Genomic DNA, 17,038 nt, shown 5'->3' with positions numbered 1-17,038 from the left:
TGGGTATTATTTCCTATAATTGTAAAAAACCGCTTCGTTTGAGCTACGAAGCGGTTTTTTGGTTTATTCCAATTCAAGTAAGACACGGAATCCACGGCTCGCATAATAGGAGTCCGCTCCGTTGTGATAGGTGAATGTCGTCTCATAACGACGATCTCCGAACAAAGCGCCACCTTTTTGACGAATCATGTCTGGTGTTGCGAGCCAACTGGAGGTCTTTTCGTCAAACGAAAACTGTGTCTGAAGTTCTTGATATTGTTCTGGTGTCAACAGGTGGAGTTCGAGTGCTTCAATCATTGACTCGACACTAGCTTTGGGCGCATTTTTCTTTCGACCGAGTCGAGCGACTTCGTCGAAACAGACACTCCGTCGACCAGCTGGACTCTCTTTGACAGTATCGATGATGACGAATCGTCCATCAAGGTTTACGACATTCGGTTCTCCTCCTGTTTGTTCCATCCAAGCGAGTGCTGATCGTTTTAAAGGTGTCAGGCGTGACTCGACCTCAATATACGAAAGACCATCGTGGTAATCAGGTGTAGCTTCAAAGCGATCACGAAACACCGTTAATTGTTCATCCATCGATAAAACCTCACTTCCTTATTCTCTTTTTTAATTATTCTATGAATTCGCTCTCATTGCAATCGTACATAGACTGAATAAGTCAATCTGAAGATAATTGACAAATGAAATCGAACTACCTACACTAATTGTACATATTTGGTTTCTGTCACGATCGCGTGTACAGGAATAACATTCAGGAGAGGAGCCAACCGTATGCGCTGGATCAGTTATGCGGCTGTTGTGACGATTCTTTCGTTCTTAGCGTTCACGGCGTATTCGTTCCTGACAACGATTGATTTTGAGATCGTCTATCAGTTCGGGACGTTTGCGATGACGTTATCCTATTTTATCTTTGGGTTACCGATGTTATGGATTGTCCGACATTATCCATTGACCCTTCGATTGCTTATCTACGTGACGACGAGTAGCGTCGTTCTGTTTTTGTTCATTGGTCTATATGAAGTGTGGCACGAAGCATCGCTGTCTCCACTACCACCAATCGGTAGCATGATTCAGTTCACGACTCTTGCATGTATATTATTCGTCTTACCGTATGAGATCGTCTATCGTAAAAATTTCGTTTCTATTCAACCGAGAGTTTCCTGACAGTATTCTTGTTCTATAAGAGTGCTGTTTTTTATTTCCTTTCATTTAGAAGGAATTACCAATCTATTCTTGAATAGTACGTTATCACGAACAATGGAGGGGTACCTATGGAAGGAACATTTCAATGCAAACAGATGGGAAAATCATTTTCAGGAGACGGTGTCGAGACACATGCGTTACAAGACATCGACGTGACACTTGAAGCGGGAGACTTCATTTCGATCATCGGACCATCGGGTTCTGGAAAATCAACGTTACTTAGTCTAATCGGCACGCTCGATCGACCGACGAGCGGGGAGTTGCATTATGACGGGAAACCAATCAACAAATTGAACAGTAAAGAATTATCAGACTTTCGCTTCGAAAACATCGGCTTCATCTTCCAACAGTTTCATTTGATTCCGACGCTGACGGCGCTTGAAAATGTCATGGCGCCACTGTTCGGTCGGAAAGTACCGTATGATAAAAAAGAACGCGCCGAGCAGTTACTCGCGCAAGTCGGTCTCGCCGATAAAGCAGGCAGTTTGCCGTCGCAACTTTCCGGTGGACAACAACAACGGGTCGCCGTTGCCCGAGCACTCGTTCATGAACCGAAATGGTTGCTTGCCGATGAGCCAACAGGGAACCTCGATACAGATACGGGAGAAATCATCTTCAATCTTTTACGGTCATTAAACGAAGAGAAAGGGTGTGGCGTCTTGTTTGTCACCCACGACCCGGCACTTGCGGAACGAGCGAATCGAACGATCGAGATGCGAGACGGCGTTATTATCGAAGATCGTCTCGTCCGTGTCTGAGCCTCGTTTTTGAACTCCGTTCCTCCACCCTTTACACTTAAGAGGGTAGAGGAGGAATGCGTGATGCGACTAGGAATACTGGATCAAGTACCATTGCATGAGGGCGATACGGTCGAAGCGACGATGGAAGCGACGGAACGACTCATCTTAGAAGCCGAGCGACTCGGTTACGAACGGTACTGGTTCGCAGAACACCATAATACGAACGGTTTGCTCAGTGCATCACCGGAGTTGTTCATTGCCCGAATGGGTGCGCAGACTTCAAAAATCAAACTTGGTTCAGGTGGCGTGTTGTTACCGCAATATCATCCGCTAAAAGTTGCCGAGAGTTTTGCAACACTCGATGCCTTTTATCCGGGACGGATCGAACTTGGGATCGGCAATTCTCCGGGTGGAAGTGAGCGGACACGACTTGCTTTGACAGATGGTGAAAAAAATCGGGCAGCTGAGTTTAGTCGACTCGTTCAGGAAACGGCTGGCTTCTTGACAGATAGTCTATCGAATCGACACCCATACCGGATCGTCAAGACGACACCGCGTGATCGACAAGCGTCTCCAATCTCAATCCTTGGTCTGTCGCCACGTAGTGCGCATATTGCTGCAGAACAAGACCATGGTCTCGTTTTTGGTCACTTCATCAATCCGGATCGTTGGGAAGAGACACTGTCCACTTATCGTGAGGCAGGAGGAACAGACGTCATCGTCTGCGTTTTCGTCATCTGTGCCCCGACGCAAGAAGAAGCAGAACGTCTCGCTCGAACTCAAGATGCCTGGATTCAAGGTGTTCGACTCGGCAATTCAATCGTTCCGTCGTTTGCCTCGACTGAAGCAAAGGTTTGGAATGACGTTCAAGCGGAACGGATCCGTAAAGATCGACGGCGAGCGATTGTCGGTACACCGGACGTTGTTGCGCAGGAGCTTGAAGCATTAGCAACGCGTTATCAAACAGATCAGTTTTTACTTATCAACAATGCCTTTGATCAAGAAAAGCGATTGCAGTCGTACCAGTTCATAGCGGAGCGACTTCTTTAAACAGAACAGGACCCCTCAATAGCTGTTTTGCTAATGAGGGGTCCTGTCTACACATCTACATTCAATTAACGTTGCGCTGTCGGACGAATTAAGATCTCGTTGACCGCGACATCTTCTGGTTCGTTGACAGCATAGGCGATAGCACGCGCAATCGCGCTCGCATCAATGGCTTTCAAGTCACCAATTCCTTGTTTGATCTCTTCATCCGAGATATGGTCCTTCAATTCCGTATCGACCGCTCCCGGTGAGATGATTGTTGCACGGATGTGATTGTCGACCGATTCTTCCTTACGAAGACCTTCCGTGATGGCGCGCACCGCGAATTTCGTACCGCTGTAGACGGCGCTCGACGGCATGACTTCATGACCGGCGACAGAAGAGATGTTGATGACATGTCCGCTTTTTTGTTCGCGCATGTATGGTAGGACTGCTCCAATTCCGTGGAGGATGCCTTTAATGTTGACGTCGACCATCGTGTTCCATTCGTCCTGCTGATTCTTATGGAGGTGCGATAGTGGCATCAATCCAGCGTTGTTGACGATGACATCAACAGAACCAAACTTGTCTTTCGCAAGTTTTGCGAGCGCATCAACTTGCTCACGATCGGTAACATCCGTCACTTGATAAACGGCTTGACCACCTTCCGCTTCAACCGCTTTGACAAGCTCTTGCAAACGATCTTCCCGGCGTGCAGCAAGAACGAGTTTTGCTCCTTGTTTCGCAAGTTCTTTCGCGGTTGCTTCCCCGATACCGCTTGATGCCCCTGTAATGATGACGACTTTATCTTGAATCATCTGAACTCCTCCTTCTGAATAACGTACTCCTTGAGAGATATTGCCGCTTTTGTTGAATTAAAAACATCACGTAGGAGGTTTGTCTTTGAAACGTTTTCTATTTATTGGATTGATTGTGATTGCGATTGCAGTCGGATGGGTTTTTTCACTTGATCCATTTCGACATCAACCACCAGAACCTACCGTGACAATCGAAGACCGTGAAGTAAAGGTATATAGAGGTACCTATAGTTGGTCAGGGATGTTTCGCGGAGAAACAGCTGATGCGAAGGCCGAAGCCGTCGATTTAGTAAAAGGTGATCCGAGTACGCGAGCAAATCCTGAAGATCGATTGACGATTCGTTTTGAAGATGGACCAGCTCCGAAGTCCGTCGCGATTGTCTTATGGTCGGTCAAAGATCATAAAGAGATGAAAACATATAAGAAGATTGAGCGGATTACCATCCCTTCGACTCCTGGAAAGTATGTCTATCAGATTAAAGCCGATTGGAAAGAAGGTGATGGCGATTTTGCCTTTCCGATTGATGTAAAATGAATAATGAACAAAAACATATTGACAGGATATATGTTTAGTGATAAATAAATCGAATGCTGACCTCTTCTTAAGTTGGAAGAGGTTTTTTTCGTGAAATATAGTAAATAAAGCACTAGTTTCGACTTATTTAGTCTGAATAATCAGAATATATGAACATTTGAATGAAAGTGTATTTAAATGTTTCGGGTTCTAATGAACGGGAATAAACACACCATACACATAATATTTCATGTGTTGAATCACCTAGATGTAAGATGTCAATAATCGTAAAGGAGAGGTGCAGATGAATGGGTTCAATCGATTCTTACTCGTCATCATAGGCATACTCGGACTAATCAGTGTCGGGCTGCTTGTGCTCGGTGTGTATGATGTTCCACGGCTTAGTTCATTAATTGAGCAGTGGCAGGATCAGCAATGGTATAGCTATACCGTTCTATCCATTGGAGGATTTTTAGCATTCGTATTCGTCATTCTATTATTCACAGGATTATTTAGCCGCTCAAAAGGTCAACGACTGTTGATTCAAACGGGTGACGGAACGATCACGATTTCGAAGGAGACGATCGAACGGACCGCTTTAGAGTCGATTCGTGGCATCGGTGGTGTACGGACACCGCGTGTCCATGCCGATATCCATTCGAAAAAAGAGACGGTCGCTTTAAAAGTCGACTGCTCAGTCTTCGGACAAGAGGGACTGCCGACGATTGCGAAGGATATTCAAGAACGCGCTAAACAAGCTGTCGAATCCTTACTTGAGTTGCCAGTATCGAGTACGAAAGTCACGATCAGTGACACGAAAACGAAAACATCGGAACGTGTCGTCTAAAGGAGGAGAGGGAACATGAAGCCAAGAGAAGCACTCTATCCGTATCGGTTCCGACTGATCGGAGGACTTGCCGGTCTGATCCTCGCCATCTTATTCCTGACGATTGGCTTTGGTCCGACAATCCTTATCGTTGCCTTCGCAGCAATTGGATTTTTAATTGGAAAATGGCGCGATGGTGCGCTCGACATTGAAGGGTGGATTCAGTTCTTTCAACGGGACTGATTCATATATAACTTACTAAACATTTAAAAGGAGAGATTTCAAATGGCAAACGAAGTAAACCCAACTACTGAAAACGAAGTGGTACGCGAGAATAAATTGACGTTCGAAGATCAAGTCATCAAAAAAATTGCTGGGATCGCGTCGAACGAAGTGACAGGCATCTTGTCAATGAGTGGTGGATTCATGAGTGGACTGACGGATCGTCTTCGGAGCACGGAAGACATCACAAAAGGAATTGGTGCCGAAGTTGGTGAACGTCAAGTTGCACTCGATTTGAAAGTCATCGTCGAATACGGCAAAAATATTCCGTCGATCTTCCAAGAGACAGTCGCTAAAATCAAAAAATCAATCAGTGACATGACAGGTCTTGAAGTCGTTGAAGTCAACATGCATGTCGAGGACGTCATGACGCGTGCCGAGTTCGAAGCGAAAAATAAATCGAACAACGAACAAGAAGAAAAAAGCCGCGAACTGCAATAAGCAAGTCGAAAGACCCGACAAACTCGTCGGGGCATTTTTTATGTGTGTAAAAAATGACGTGATTTTCAAAAGTAGCGGATGGATGAGGTACGATAGCCACAGTAATAATTATTGTTTGAGAAGGGGATGTATCTTTGAAACAAAACGATCCGTATTATATCAGTCCCGTCTTCTTCTCGGATCACTTTACTGTCTTGAGACTTGTCCAATGTCAATTCAATGAGGACTGGACGCGTCATATCTTGAACGCGTTTTTTTAGCGTGAGATTTTGCTTCACCACATTCAAGAAATGATGGCTGCCTTCTACAAGGGAAACTTGAAGGAACTTCAAACGATCCATCATCTTTTGAATGGCAAGTTTGTGACCACAGTATTTTGGCAAGAAACCTTTAATCTCGTCATAGGTAAGGATAGCTTGGTCATGTGATTGAACATGGATATCTTTTTCAACTTGTACGAGTGTACGTAACGCAAGGCGCAAAGCGTTCACGTTATCAAGCGTGAGCAGTTCGGAAAGAAGATCATGCCAAATAGACGTGTACCCGGTCTTCGAAACAACAGAGGCTCCGTCAACATAAAGGTCACGATAATTCTCAAGATAATCGGTTAGTTCAATCGAGAGCACTCCAGGGAAATGCCGGACAAGCCGTAACAAGCCATGGCTCTCAAATATTTTTAAGTTATTATGTAAAGAACGGACAGACGTATGAGCGGAAGAAGCAAGCTCAGTATCTTCCATAAATTCAATCTTACCTTGGTCATCTGCATAAGAAAGAAGTGTGAGGACATGGCGAATCCGTGACTTTGTCCACTTGAAAGAAGTGAAGCATGTAGGGATGTTATAGTGATGCTGTTCATAGCGATAGTGATCAGCTCGTTTCGTCCAACGAGTTAAGCCACTCATCGCGACGAGTAGTTTGTTTGCAACTAAAATGTGACGGTTTTTGTAAGCCACGTACCCTACACCTCCTCTATCCTAAAATATGCTAGTTTTAGTATCTTGTTCTTTCGAGATAGTGTCAAAGTGTGGATTTGGTACGATGTATCGCGACCAAATTTGATGAAACGTTGATGTTAAGCCATTTTAGAGCTATAAAAATGTGTCATTTCAGTACGAGGGTTTGCGACCATTTTTAAGAGACAGACACTTAATTTTTTTTTTGGGTTTTTCATCAAAAAGTTGAGAAGTGTCGTTTTAGTACGACAAATTGCGACAAAAACCAAATAAATGTCGTTTCGGTACAATGATCCGCGACCAAATTAAGAGGCGTGTCATTTTAGTACGGCAATTTGCGACCAAATTCAATTATAATGTCGTTTCAGTACGCACTTTTACGAATCATTTCACCCTAAAGCGAACAATTTGGTAAGAATGTTCTTTCTAAATTACTCATAAGTGTCATTTCAGTACGACAAGCTTATGCAGCTAATTAGCAAAAATGATTTGATCACATCACTTAATTGTAGATTGAAAGGATGGAACTGATAGTTATACGCTGGCGCTCACCTGGATTTAATCATCAATCCACCAAAAAAACGTTCCATGTGAAACATAAACTAAAGAGTAAGCATAAAAAAGAAGAAGCCTTTAATATAGTACGCTTCTTCTATGTTTTGTTCCTATTAGAGTAGCAATGTATCGGGATGATTTAATAACTCCCATGATTCGAGTGGGTAAAACGTGAAGAAATAGTAGTCGCCGGAGCGGTGCCAATCTTTCAAGATGAACTCATGTTCTTTGATACGGTCAAGATTTGCCTCAAGTTCTCGCAAGTTCTCTGACTTTCGTGATTTATTGAAACGAATCGAATAAGTAAATTGACGCCAATGCCGACGAACCGGGCTTTGCTCCCCTGTCTGAAGCGACGCAATGCGTTCTTTTTGAAGAACGAATGCCAAATGATAGGCAAAGCTCCCTTTTAACTGTTCAATCTGTTCACCGTAGATACTGACGATTTGCTGCTTGAGTAGATCATCATACACTTCTTCAGCTAATGTGACGATAACCTGACTATCCGCAAGGGTTGTGGCGTTCTTGATGGTAACGGAAGAGAAGAGGCCACGGATAAAGAAATCGCCTTCTTCATTGTGCCCAGCTACTCTATAATAACCAAGTTTCATAAGGCGTTTTGTTGTTAAGTCATAGCTCTTTCCACTTTTGTTAGCATAGAGTTTTTCAACTAATTGAACGAGTGGGAAGATGATCTTGCGACTCGTTTGGAACGAGATATCCCGGTATGACAAGATTTCGGTGAAGGTCTCGAAGTCTTTTGCGTCTAGATCAGGTACTTTACCATTTAACTCTTGAATAAACTCTTTACTAACTAGAACAGAAAGGTTCTGTGGAACGCCATCTTTATATTTCGGGACGACCGAGTCGTAGTTTAAAAGCTCGAGGTTAAGCTGTGATGCTTCATTGAGCTTCTCATCAAGTTGATCTGTTTTATTTTTGATGCGATCAGACATCCCGAAAAATGGAATATCAACAGCAAGTGTCGGTGAATGATGTGCTACACGCTTAGTTGAATCAATTTCCTTTGCAACTTCCCCTAATATCATGAGCACATCTGTTTTTAACGTCGTAGTTTTTTGATTGACGGTTTTTTGAGACCAGTACGGATATGTGTGGATTAGTTGGTTTGGGTCTTCTGCCCACTCTTCAATCTCGCTGATACAAAGATTCATGTAGTCTTCAATTGTTTTCACGTGAAACTCTTTGTAGAGTCCTTCAAGACCTGCAACTTTTACATAGGCTGAGATCATGTCGTGTTTGGCTCGAAGTTCTTTGTTATAACCACGATTCTCTTGATAATTTCGCACAAATACCGTAAAGCTTTAAAAATATGCGCCGGCGCATACTTTTAAAGCTTTACGACTATTTACAATTTTAATCTCGCTAAAAGCTAATAGAGAATTTCTATCCAGAAATCAGAAAATGTAAGATAATAGAGAGGTAATTCTATCCAGTGATCAAGTGGATAAAAAATTCTACTTTATAAACATGTAATCACTATGTTTACTTTTAAATTAAGTGAAAAAGCATTTGGAAGGAAGTATGTCATGAGTTTGAATCAATGGAAATATAAAGACTCTAACTCAAGGTTTGTTGAGTTAGAGTCTTGGATGAATTTTAGCATGGAATTGGCCACTTATACAAAGACACAAGATAAGCAACTAAAAATATACATATCTGTACCGTCTGGTTTATTATTTTCTTATTTTTTTGCGTTGGGTTGTATTGAATATGATTTTAAGAACCCTACTAAAGAGCTATTACTAAAAAATTATTTGGGCTTAAAAGAAGGTCAAAGAATTCTTTATAGGACAGGGGAAGAGTGGATTGCTCATTCTGTTATAAAAGTCGGGACGTTTCCTGATACAGAAAAAAAAGCAATTATTATTAAGGATAGATCTAATTCAATAACTTATATACCTGAAGAAAGATGGTTCACACATGTAAGAATACATGTAGATGGAACAGATAAAATCAAAAACATTCGGCGAGTAAAAAACATAGAAAATATAATAGATAATGAAAAATTAAGAAAGCTATATTCAGAAGAAAACTTAAACTTGTTGATGATGCAAAATACAGCATATACTCTCTTGTTTGCCAACAAAAACGAATGGAGAGAAAATTTATCTGTTATAGCACTTAAAAATAGTGAAAACATCATAAGTATGAATGAGTTATTTTTTGATGGAACAGAAGGAACATTTAAAAATTTTCAATACATTCAAAGAGATGTAACTTCTGACGTTCATGTAGATGCAGCATTTATATTACTCGGAAGTAACCGAGGGCTGAGGATGTTGCATCAGTTTGTAAATCACAAATGCATAATTATTGTCGATCAACATGAGTCAGAGGAAAGAGTAGAAGAGTTGCAAAACGAAATCAAAAATGATGTTCTAACAAATAATGCACTAATCTTTAACAATGAACTAAGAGAGTATATGGAAAGAAAATCAGTAGAAATTCCTAAAGGGGTTGAAGTCTTTGCGTGGGTCTCGAAGAGTTAATATTGATTTAGCAAATAAGTTCCATTCGTCGTCAACGAAAATTGAATTCGTTAAGGTAGAACATAATCTCATAGGGCAATTAATGAATGAATTAAAACAGTTGAAAAATGAGGTTGAAAAATATTATACATATGATCTTGCTCTGATAGAAAAAACAGAAGTTTTTATAAAAACATGTCGAAAAGTAGTCGATACTTTTTCTTGCTATAGTAGTTATTTTGAAGAAAATGACGACATAATTAGAGAATATTTTTCAAACACCAAGAGAAAAAAATATGAAGACTTATTTAATAACAATATTCAGCCGATAATAAATATTCTAAGAACTTTAAGAGAAGAAAAAACAAACTCTTACATTAAACAACTGACTGATTTGACTATAGAATACGACTTTCTTGAAAATGACACATATATTGTGACAAAAAAAGAACTAACAATAAATTATATAAACCTTAATGGAAAAAGATATCAAATTTTAAGAGATAAAGAGCTTATAGAAAGAGGAGTTTATGCGAAAACACTTATATTTATAGGCACTCCGAGTTATTTCGACTCTAAATTTTCGCAAGTGTTCTATGGGGAGGAAATTTTCTTTTTAGGATATAGCTGCTTTGAAAATCGTTTAATAAAAAAACAGTCATTTTCAGATTTAACTTCACCTGATAACTATATAAACACTATATACCAGAATGTAACTGTAGAAAAAGGTTATTCAGGAATAAACTATAAAGACACTTTTTTAAAAGGAAATGAAGAACAATCAAAAAAAATTATTATTAACGATTTAGATAAATCTTTAGAAAGTACATCAGAAGGAAGTATAGAAGTAAAATTAGCAACAATCTCCCATAATAATTTTGTTTTCTTACCTTTAAAACAAAAGATTAATGTAATCATAAGAGACTCTCTGGAAATCACTCAAAAAGATATTAAAGACATTAATATAGGGGATCTCTTAATTTTTCGAGATTTAAACGCTACTTCATTAGTTCGAGAAGAAGCAGATAAAATACTAGGTCATAAAGCCATCCCATATAGAGAGAGCTTAGAAAAGTGGAAGATGAGATTACGCTTTAATGTTAAACAAAAAGGAATAAACAAAGTCTCGAAGATCTTGACGGAAAAATACGGGATTAAAGTTGCAAAAGAAGAAAATATTAAAAACTGGATGGAAATTGATTCTATTAAACCTTCGTGCTTAAGTGACCTGTTAGATGCTTTTAAATTTGATTCGGAAGAAAAAAGTAGAATATTGAAAGCAGCGTCTGAGATCAGTAGCGCCCATATTGCGGCTGGGCACTATATTTCTCGTACTTTAAAAGGTGAGTTAAATAACAATGTGGAAAATATAATTGACGAAAATGGATATTATTCATTTAAATCTAAAGAATTTGAAGGCTCTTATATAAACATTGAAGAAATAAAAAGCATTTCTGAAACGACTTATTTTATTTCAGAAGACAGTATATTAAAAATTATAAAAGGATAGGTGGAAAAATGAATTCAATATTAGATCGTGCTTTATCAAACCGTGAACGTTTAATTGAAGCAATTGAACAAGAAATTGTAGGTCCAAGTAATATTCAACACACCACGAAGCCATTAAATATAATTGGAAATACTACCTTTACAACTTTTGAAGAACTGAATACTAATTATTATTGGAATAAAGCAAATTTAAAAGAGGAGATTATTCGAAAAGATAATCCATCGCGACGATATGCTGCAGGAATGTTATATCCTATAAAACTCAAAGAACTGGACATTATAGAAGAAGAGACTGTAATCGATGTCGTGAATGAAGAAGTACCTGAATTTTATGCAAAATTAGATGATGTAAAGAAGGAAGACATAATTGAAGATTCTGGAGTAGAAAATTCTCTTTCTAGTATCAAACAAAATGAAAGTATGCCTTCCAGTATGGGGATTACTTTTTGTTTATCCAAAGAGGTAAATAACTTCAAAATTAAATTCACAGCAGGTGTCTATGATAGACACAAAATTTATGTGGATATTAATAGCAATAGTGCCAGCAATAAAAAAAATCGCTATAAATATGATGAAGACTGGTGGTTACGTACCTCAGTTTTCGCTGATGAAGAAATACAGCTACAAGACTTCGATCTAAAAAAACAGACTAGCATAAAAAGAATTCCTTTAGTGGTTTATGACAACGGGGAAAATAAGATTGAAAAAATAAAACTAGAATTACATATTCAATTGCGGGTGAAAGACCAATATCAGTTAGTATCAGTGACAGTGATAAATGTCTCTGCTCCCACGGAAAAATATAATGTAAACGAGTTTACTTTATTTCAATCATGTTTAAGTATAAAAGCTAATCGAAATAGCTTTTTGAATTATCCTAAAATTTCACAAAGGAATCTTGATTTAACGAATGATGAATGGAACAATGAGCTACTATTCAAAAATAAACATAACTACGCTTTTGGTCATGGATGTTCCGTTACCTGGGATCAATATTCTGATGGTATCGAAGAAATAAGTTCAACATTTATTCCAACTTATGAAACAGAGAGTATGACCCCAGACGTTACGATAAATATTAATAATAAAGAAGAAAAATTAAAAATCGAAATGCAAGCCTTAATGAATGTGGAAAATTATGATGAATTACTGCATATATTACAACCTTTAGTTTCAGGATATAAAAACTGGATTATCGAGCGTGAAAATGAAGTAGCGGGTTTACAACAAGAACTAAAAAAAGCAGCTCATACTAATTTAGAACTTTGTAAAGATAGTTTGAGAAGAATTGAAAAGGGACTTGAAATATTAGAAAGACCTAAGGTTTTGAAAGCATTTAAGTTAGCTAATCGTGCAATTTTATTGCAGCAAATACAAGGTAAGGCACCGCGAAAAGCTTTTTTTGAAAAAGAAAATAATACACTAAATTTAATTATCGAGGACTTATTGACAGAATCACAAGTGAATATTCAAGCGCTAAGTTCATATCATAATAGCTGGCGGGCTTTTCAAATAGCTTTCTTATTGTTATCTATTCAATCTTTAGTTGAAAAAGAATCTTATGATCGGAACATAGTTGACTTGATATGGTTTCCAACCGGCGGTGGTAAAACGGAAGCATATCTTGGAGTTGCAGCGTTTCAAATGTTCTACAGACGGTTGCTAGATAATGCTGATACAGGTGTAGATATTATGATGCGTTATACACTTCGTTTATTGACAGCTGATCAGTTCCAGAGAGCATCAAGGTTAATATGTGGAATGGAATACGTAAGACGAGAAAATGAAAAAGAACTGGGAGAAACTCCTTATTCTATTGGGATCTGGGTAGGATCAAGTACTTCGCCCAATACAAATAAAGAAGCATTTGCCCAAGTAAAAGCAATGAGCAAATCAAAAGGTCCTGAAAATTTAGTCGTAACAAGGTGCCCGTGGTGTGGCTGCCAGATTGGGAAAGTTGAAGTTAGAGGAAAAAATTCGAAACGTAATGAAAGTGAAGTAATAGGCTTTAAAAAGGAAAATAATCAACTTCTAGTGAGATGTCCTGATAAAAAATGTGATTTTCATAACGAAATTCCAGTTTACTTTGTAGATGAAACAATCTATAAAAAAAAGCCAACATTTTTAATTGGAACAATCGATAAATTTGTTCAGTTGACATGGAGACCTGAGGCGGGACAGTTATTTGGATTAGATGGGAAGGGAGAACGCGTCGTTTCTCCTCCACAAATAATTGTTCAAGACGAGCTGCATTTAATTTCAGGTCCTTTAGGAACTCTTGCCGGATTATATGAAGTATTAATTGAAGAATTATGTATTGACGATCGAGGTAAGACACCAATTAAACCAAAAATTATTGCAGCAACTGCAACCATTAAAGATTTTCAGGAGCAAGCAAAATGTTTATTTGGAAGAGATAATTCGAGTTTATTTCCAAGCCCAGGTATCGATATAGATGATTCGTTTTTCTCAAAAGTGGCAATTGACGAGAATGGTAAACCAATGCCAGGTCGAAAATACGTTGGTGTATTTACATCAAAAGTACGTTTGTTGATGGCACAAGTCATGACATATTCAGCAATCTTGCAAGAAGTAGAGAGTTTTTCTGAAGATGAAAGAGATCCGTTTTGGACATTACTTTCTTTCTACAATAGCTTGAGAGATCTAGGAGCAGGGTTAAACTTATTTAACAGTGATATACCCACTTATATAAATTCATTAGTAAAACGAGAAGAATTAAAAAATAGTAGATATTTAGCTTCACCACTTGAATTGACTTCCCGAAAGCAGAGTAACGAAATTGCTAAAACAATAGATGATTTAAATGTGTCTTATGCTGAAAAAGATAATAAAAAGAGAACTAAGGCGCTCTCATCCTGTTTAGCATCGAATATTATTGAAGTTGGAGTTGATATTGACCGATTATCTTTAATGGGTATTATTGGTCAGCCTAAAATGACTGCTCAATACATTCAAGTGAGCGGTCGTGTTGGGAGAAGACCGTATGAAAGACCAGGTTTAATTGTGACTGTATATTCAAACCAAAATTCACGTGATAAATCACACTTTGAACATTTTAATGAGTATCACCAAAGATTATATGCACAAGTGGAAACAACAAGTTTAACCCCCTTTTCTACATCCGCATTAGAAAGAGGATTAACAGCTGTTATTATAGGTTTTATGCGTCAACGGCTTGACAGCCCAATCGCAAATTTTCCAACATCTAAAGAAATTCAACGTGCTATAAAAGATGAACGTTTCAAATCTTTTTTGCGTCGTTTTGAAGAACGAGTAACCTTAATTGACCCAGCTCAGTTAACCATTTGGAATGATACCTTAACTATATTTATGAACCGACTATTAAAAGGTCGCTATGAAACCTGGTCTGTTTCTGAGGTGGAAAGAGGATTAATGTATCAGGCAGGCAAGTTAAAAGATGGAGAAAAATATATAAACAGTATTCCTGTAATAAATTCGTTAAGAAGTGTAGATGCTGAAAGCAGGGGTTCTATCGTCGAACTTGAAAGTGAAAGTGAGGAAGAATTTATTTGGTGAAAAAATTGAATCTGGTGAGAAAGGTGATGAATTGATGCGACAGTTACCAATGAGGCGTTCTAAATTAGTTGGGACAGAAGGACCTGGATCATTAGTAATTAGCCCAGAAGGAGAGACGGCTGTGGTAGGGGCTTTAGATCTTTGGTTCAGGGACTTTAAGGGTGAAAAAGCAAAAAACATTGAAGAATTCATAGTTAATGAACCTAGGTTAAAATCAGTATTAAAAGTAGATAAGTTTTATACACCACCTGATTTTAGAAAAATAACAAATAGTCTAGAACAAGGTCCAAATAGTAATTTAATAGTGCCGCTAATGCGTTTTCCAAGATGGCATTATTGTAGTTACTGCAAGTCATTAAAGAAACTTGAACTTGATCAATCTTCAGTTTACTTAAATTGTAGTAAATGTGAGACGAAAAGGTATTTCAAACAAGTTCCTTTTGTAGTTATTTGTGAGCATGGGCACTTGTCTGATTTCCCATGGGCAAAATGGGTTCACCATAATGAAGATACTACATGTACTGATCATTTGAAAATTCGAATGAGCGGTGGGACAACACTAGACTCATGGGTAGTTGAATGTGAGAGGTGTAATAAAAGTCGTAGTTTAAGAGGAGTGACAGTATCAAATTCCACTCAAGGAAATAGTAGTGTTTTAGGAGACTCGTTAAATGAAGAAAGGTCTCGAAAATATACTTGTGAAGGGGAAAAACCTTGGTGTGGTAATGAAAAAGAAGAATGTACAGGCGTCCCGGTAGCGATATTGCGTAACTCTGTAAATGTGTACATGGCGAAAAAAATCAGTGCATTAGCTATTCCTGGAGACTACAGTGAAAATGTTGATGCAATTGTAGCTAAAATTCAATCACAGAGTAGATACACATTGCGTATCAAACTTGATGTGATAGAGAGTTTAGAGAAAAAAATTCAGGCAGTGCGAGAAGAGCTGAAAATGGAATTTATAACAGAGCTTACTGATGAAGATATAAAGGACGCTTTAATGTATCTAGAGGCCGGAGAAGAATATCAGTATACTGAAGACGAATTAGAAAAGCCAGGGTTAGTAATCAAACAAAAAGAATTTGAAAAACTAGTTTCTGAAGTCAATTCAGAAGAACTAAAAGTAAGAACAGAATGGATATTTGAAGATGAAGCTGATGACAAGAATCACTACTACAAACCATATTTAAATCGTTTATCAAGAGTAATTAAACTAAAAGAAACTACGGCCTTGTATGGTTTTGATCGTCGTGATTATAAAAATAGCACCGAGTATAGTTCTTACTATCCCTCACTTTATAAAGATTATGAAAATGCTCCAGAAAAATGGTTACCGGTTAACGAAGTATATGGAGAGGGTATCTTTTTACAATTGAATCTGAGTAGAATTGAAGAATGGGAATCTTCTCCTCAAGTACAGAAATACTTTAATCAATATCTAGAGCGTATTAAAGATGTAGAGCACCGCGACGAAACGATTCTCAAGCCCAGTAATATAATGTTGCATACACTATCTCATTTTTTAATAGACGAACTTGCAAATGTTTGCGGGTATAACCGTGCATCTATCAGAGAAAGACTATATCTAGGTAGTGAGCAAGCGGGTGTTCTTATTTATATTTCTGCGGGAGATTCTGAAGGAACATTAGGTGGGCTAGTTCGCTTAGGTTTAGAGGAGAATTTCTTTCATTTATTAGATAAAGCAATAAATAATGCTGATTGGTGTAGTTCTGATCCAGTATGTTCAGAACTTGGAAGTAAACAAGGGCAAGGTGTAAATAATTTAAATGGCGCTGCATGCTATAACTGCTCACATATACCAGAGACATCTTGTGAATTTTGGAACTTGTATTTAGATAGGAGTTTATTAGTGGATGAAGAGATTGGTTTCTTTAAGAGGTAAGCAAATGTGGGTTTTATTTTCGCTCTTTGTTTTTATCTAGTTACGCAAATATGTTAGGGTATTTCCTAATCGATATTATCAAATGTCACATTGCTAAGTTCGCTTACGAAAATGCTCTAGATGTTTAGCTACCTATCATCATCAGATACTTAATGATCTTGTTCTAGATCTCTAATGACTTTTTCATAATTTCCTCAAAATGAATGAGT

Annotated in this window: 15 protein-coding genes; 11 read left to right on the top strand and 4 right to left on the bottom strand. The window is 38.3% G+C overall.

What is annotated here, in order from left to right; translation table 11 throughout:
- Nucleotides 1-63: 63 nt before the first annotated feature.
- Nucleotides 64-582, bottom strand: a complete 519-nt coding sequence (locus B4F99_RS12870) for a DUF4256 domain-containing protein (RefSeq protein ID WP_290758588.1) — start codon at nt 580-582, stop codon at nt 64-66.
- Nucleotides 583-777: 195 nt separating this feature from the next.
- On the opposite strand from B4F99_RS12870, the gene B4F99_RS12865 reads away from it, so the two are divergent.
- The 3 genes from B4F99_RS12865 (at nt 778) to B4F99_RS12855 (ending at nt 2,999) form a co-directional block, all read left to right on the top strand.
- Nucleotides 778-1,170 carry a hypothetical protein gene (locus B4F99_RS12865; RefSeq protein ID WP_290750545.1) on the top strand — a complete coding sequence of 131 codons (393 nt, stop codon included), beginning with the start codon at nt 778-780 and terminating at the stop codon, nt 1,168-1,170.
- Nucleotides 1,171-1,277: 107 nt separating this feature from the next.
- On the top strand, nt 1,278-1,967 hold the full coding sequence (locus tag B4F99_RS12860; RefSeq protein ID WP_050677982.1) for an ABC transporter ATP-binding protein: 690 nt from the start codon (nt 1,278-1,280) through the stop codon (nt 1,965-1,967).
- A gap of 63 nt (nt 1,968-2,030) precedes the next feature.
- Nucleotides 2,031-2,999, top strand: coding sequence for an LLM class flavin-dependent oxidoreductase (locus tag B4F99_RS12855; protein ID WP_290758582.1), 969 nt, complete (start codon nt 2,031-2,033; stop codon nt 2,997-2,999).
- A gap of 65 nt (nt 3,000-3,064) precedes the next feature.
- On the opposite strand, the gene B4F99_RS12850 is transcribed toward B4F99_RS12855, so the two are convergent.
- Nucleotides 3,065-3,793, bottom strand: a complete 729-nt coding sequence (locus B4F99_RS12850; protein WP_290758579.1) for an SDR family oxidoreductase — start codon at nt 3,791-3,793, stop codon at nt 3,065-3,067.
- Nucleotides 3,794-3,878: 85 nt separating this feature from the next.
- Between B4F99_RS12850 and B4F99_RS12845 the strand changes: the two genes are divergently transcribed.
- The 4 genes from B4F99_RS12845 to B4F99_RS12830 all read left to right on the top strand — a co-directional run bounded on the left by B4F99_RS12845 (nt 3,879) and on the right by B4F99_RS12830 (nt 5,856).
- Nucleotides 3,879-4,328 carry a hypothetical protein gene (locus B4F99_RS12845; RefSeq protein ID WP_290758577.1) on the top strand — a complete coding sequence of 150 codons (450 nt, stop codon included), beginning with the start codon at nt 3,879-3,881 and terminating at the stop codon, nt 4,326-4,328.
- 283 nt (nt 4,329-4,611) lie between these two features.
- Nucleotides 4,612-5,154, top strand: a complete 543-nt coding sequence (gene amaP, locus B4F99_RS12840) for an alkaline shock response membrane anchor protein AmaP (RefSeq protein WP_290758575.1) — start codon at nt 4,612-4,614, stop codon at nt 5,152-5,154.
- A 15-nt stretch (nt 5,155-5,169) separates the two neighbouring features.
- The gene (locus B4F99_RS12835) at nt 5,170-5,376 is read left to right on the top strand and encodes a DUF2273 domain-containing protein (RefSeq protein ID WP_290758573.1); all 207 of its coding nucleotides are present in this window, start codon (nt 5,170-5,172) and stop codon (nt 5,374-5,376) included.
- A gap of 42 nt (nt 5,377-5,418) precedes the next feature.
- Complete coding sequence (locus B4F99_RS12830) at nt 5,419-5,856, top strand: Asp23/Gls24 family envelope stress response protein (protein ID WP_035407860.1); 438 nt, start codon at nt 5,419-5,421, stop codon at nt 5,854-5,856.
- 65 nt (nt 5,857-5,921) lie between these two features.
- Here B4F99_RS12830 and B4F99_RS12825 read toward each other — a convergent pair whose 3' ends face one another.
- Entirely contained in the window at nt 5,922-6,812 is an 891-nt protein-coding gene (locus B4F99_RS12825) for a hypothetical protein (RefSeq protein WP_290758570.1), read from the bottom strand.
- A gap of 668 nt (nt 6,813-7,480) precedes the next feature.
- Nucleotides 7,481-8,620, bottom strand: coding sequence for a hypothetical protein (locus B4F99_RS12820; RefSeq protein WP_290758567.1), 1,140 nt, complete (start codon nt 8,618-8,620; stop codon nt 7,481-7,483).
- A gap of 297 nt (nt 8,621-8,917) precedes the next feature.
- Between B4F99_RS12820 and B4F99_RS12815 the strand changes: the two genes are divergently transcribed.
- The 4 genes from B4F99_RS12815 to drmB all read left to right on the top strand — a co-directional run bounded on the left by B4F99_RS12815 (nt 8,918) and on the right by drmB (nt 16,829).
- Nucleotides 8,918-9,880 (top strand): hypothetical protein, encoded by a 963-nt coding sequence (locus tag B4F99_RS12815; protein ID WP_290758564.1) that lies wholly within the window; start codon nt 8,918-8,920, stop codon nt 9,878-9,880.
- A gap of 82 nt (nt 9,881-9,962) precedes the next feature.
- Nucleotides 9,963-11,369 (top strand): hypothetical protein, encoded by a 1,407-nt coding sequence (locus tag B4F99_RS12810; protein ID WP_290758560.1) that lies wholly within the window; start codon nt 9,963-9,965, stop codon nt 11,367-11,369.
- An 8-nt stretch (nt 11,370-11,377) separates the two neighbouring features.
- Nucleotides 11,378-14,926 carry a helicase-related protein gene (locus B4F99_RS12805; RefSeq protein WP_290758557.1) on the top strand — a complete coding sequence of 1,183 codons (3,549 nt, stop codon included), beginning with the start codon at nt 11,378-11,380 and terminating at the stop codon, nt 14,924-14,926.
- Nucleotides 14,898-16,829 carry a DUF1998 domain-containing protein gene (gene drmB, locus B4F99_RS12800; protein ID WP_290759484.1) on the top strand — a complete coding sequence of 644 codons (1,932 nt, stop codon included), beginning with the start codon at nt 14,898-14,900 and terminating at the stop codon, nt 16,827-16,829. The genes B4F99_RS12805 and drmB overlap by 29 nt, the downstream gene beginning before the upstream one ends.
- Nucleotides 16,830-17,038 lie beyond the last annotated feature (209 nt).

It is taken from the genome of Exiguobacterium sp. UBA3491 (assembly GCF_002377745.1).
Taxonomy (GTDB): domain Bacteria; phylum Bacillota; class Bacilli; order Exiguobacteriales; family Exiguobacteriaceae; genus Exiguobacterium_A.
The sequence above is the reverse complement of the archived record's forward strand: the minus strand, read 5'-3'. Positions and strand labels throughout refer to the sequence as shown.

Coding starts and splice junctions, on each gene's coding strand:
- B4F99_RS12870 (WP_290758588.1), bottom strand. CDS start 582: ATGGATGAACAATTAACGGTGTTTCGTGATCGCTTTGAAGCTACACCT.
- B4F99_RS12865 (WP_290750545.1), top strand. CDS start 778: ATGCGCTGGATCAGTTATGCGGCTGTTGTGACGATTCTTTCGTTCTTA.
- B4F99_RS12860 (WP_050677982.1), top strand. CDS start 1,278: ATGGAAGGAACATTTCAATGCAAACAGATGGGAAAATCATTTTCAGGA.
- B4F99_RS12855 (WP_290758582.1), top strand. CDS start 2,031: ATGCGACTAGGAATACTGGATCAAGTACCATTGCATGAGGGCGATACG.
- B4F99_RS12850 (WP_290758579.1), bottom strand. CDS start 3,793: ATGATTCAAGATAAAGTCGTCATCATTACAGGGGCATCAAGCGGTATC.
- amaP (WP_290758575.1), top strand. CDS start 4,612: ATGAATGGGTTCAATCGATTCTTACTCGTCATCATAGGCATACTCGGA.
- B4F99_RS12835 (WP_290758573.1), top strand. CDS start 5,170: ATGAAGCCAAGAGAAGCACTCTATCCGTATCGGTTCCGACTGATCGGA.
- B4F99_RS12830 (WP_035407860.1), top strand. CDS start 5,419: ATGGCAAACGAAGTAAACCCAACTACTGAAAACGAAGTGGTACGCGAG.
- B4F99_RS12820 (WP_290758567.1), bottom strand. CDS start 8,620: ATGATCTCAGCCTATGTAAAAGTTGCAGGTCTTGAAGGACTCTACAAA.
- B4F99_RS12815 (WP_290758564.1), top strand. CDS start 8,918: ATGAGTTTGAATCAATGGAAATATAAAGACTCTAACTCAAGGTTTGTT.
- B4F99_RS12810 (WP_290758560.1), top strand. CDS start 9,963: ATGAATGAATTAAAACAGTTGAAAAATGAGGTTGAAAAATATTATACA.
- B4F99_RS12805 (WP_290758557.1), top strand. CDS start 11,378: ATGAATTCAATATTAGATCGTGCTTTATCAAACCGTGAACGTTTAATT.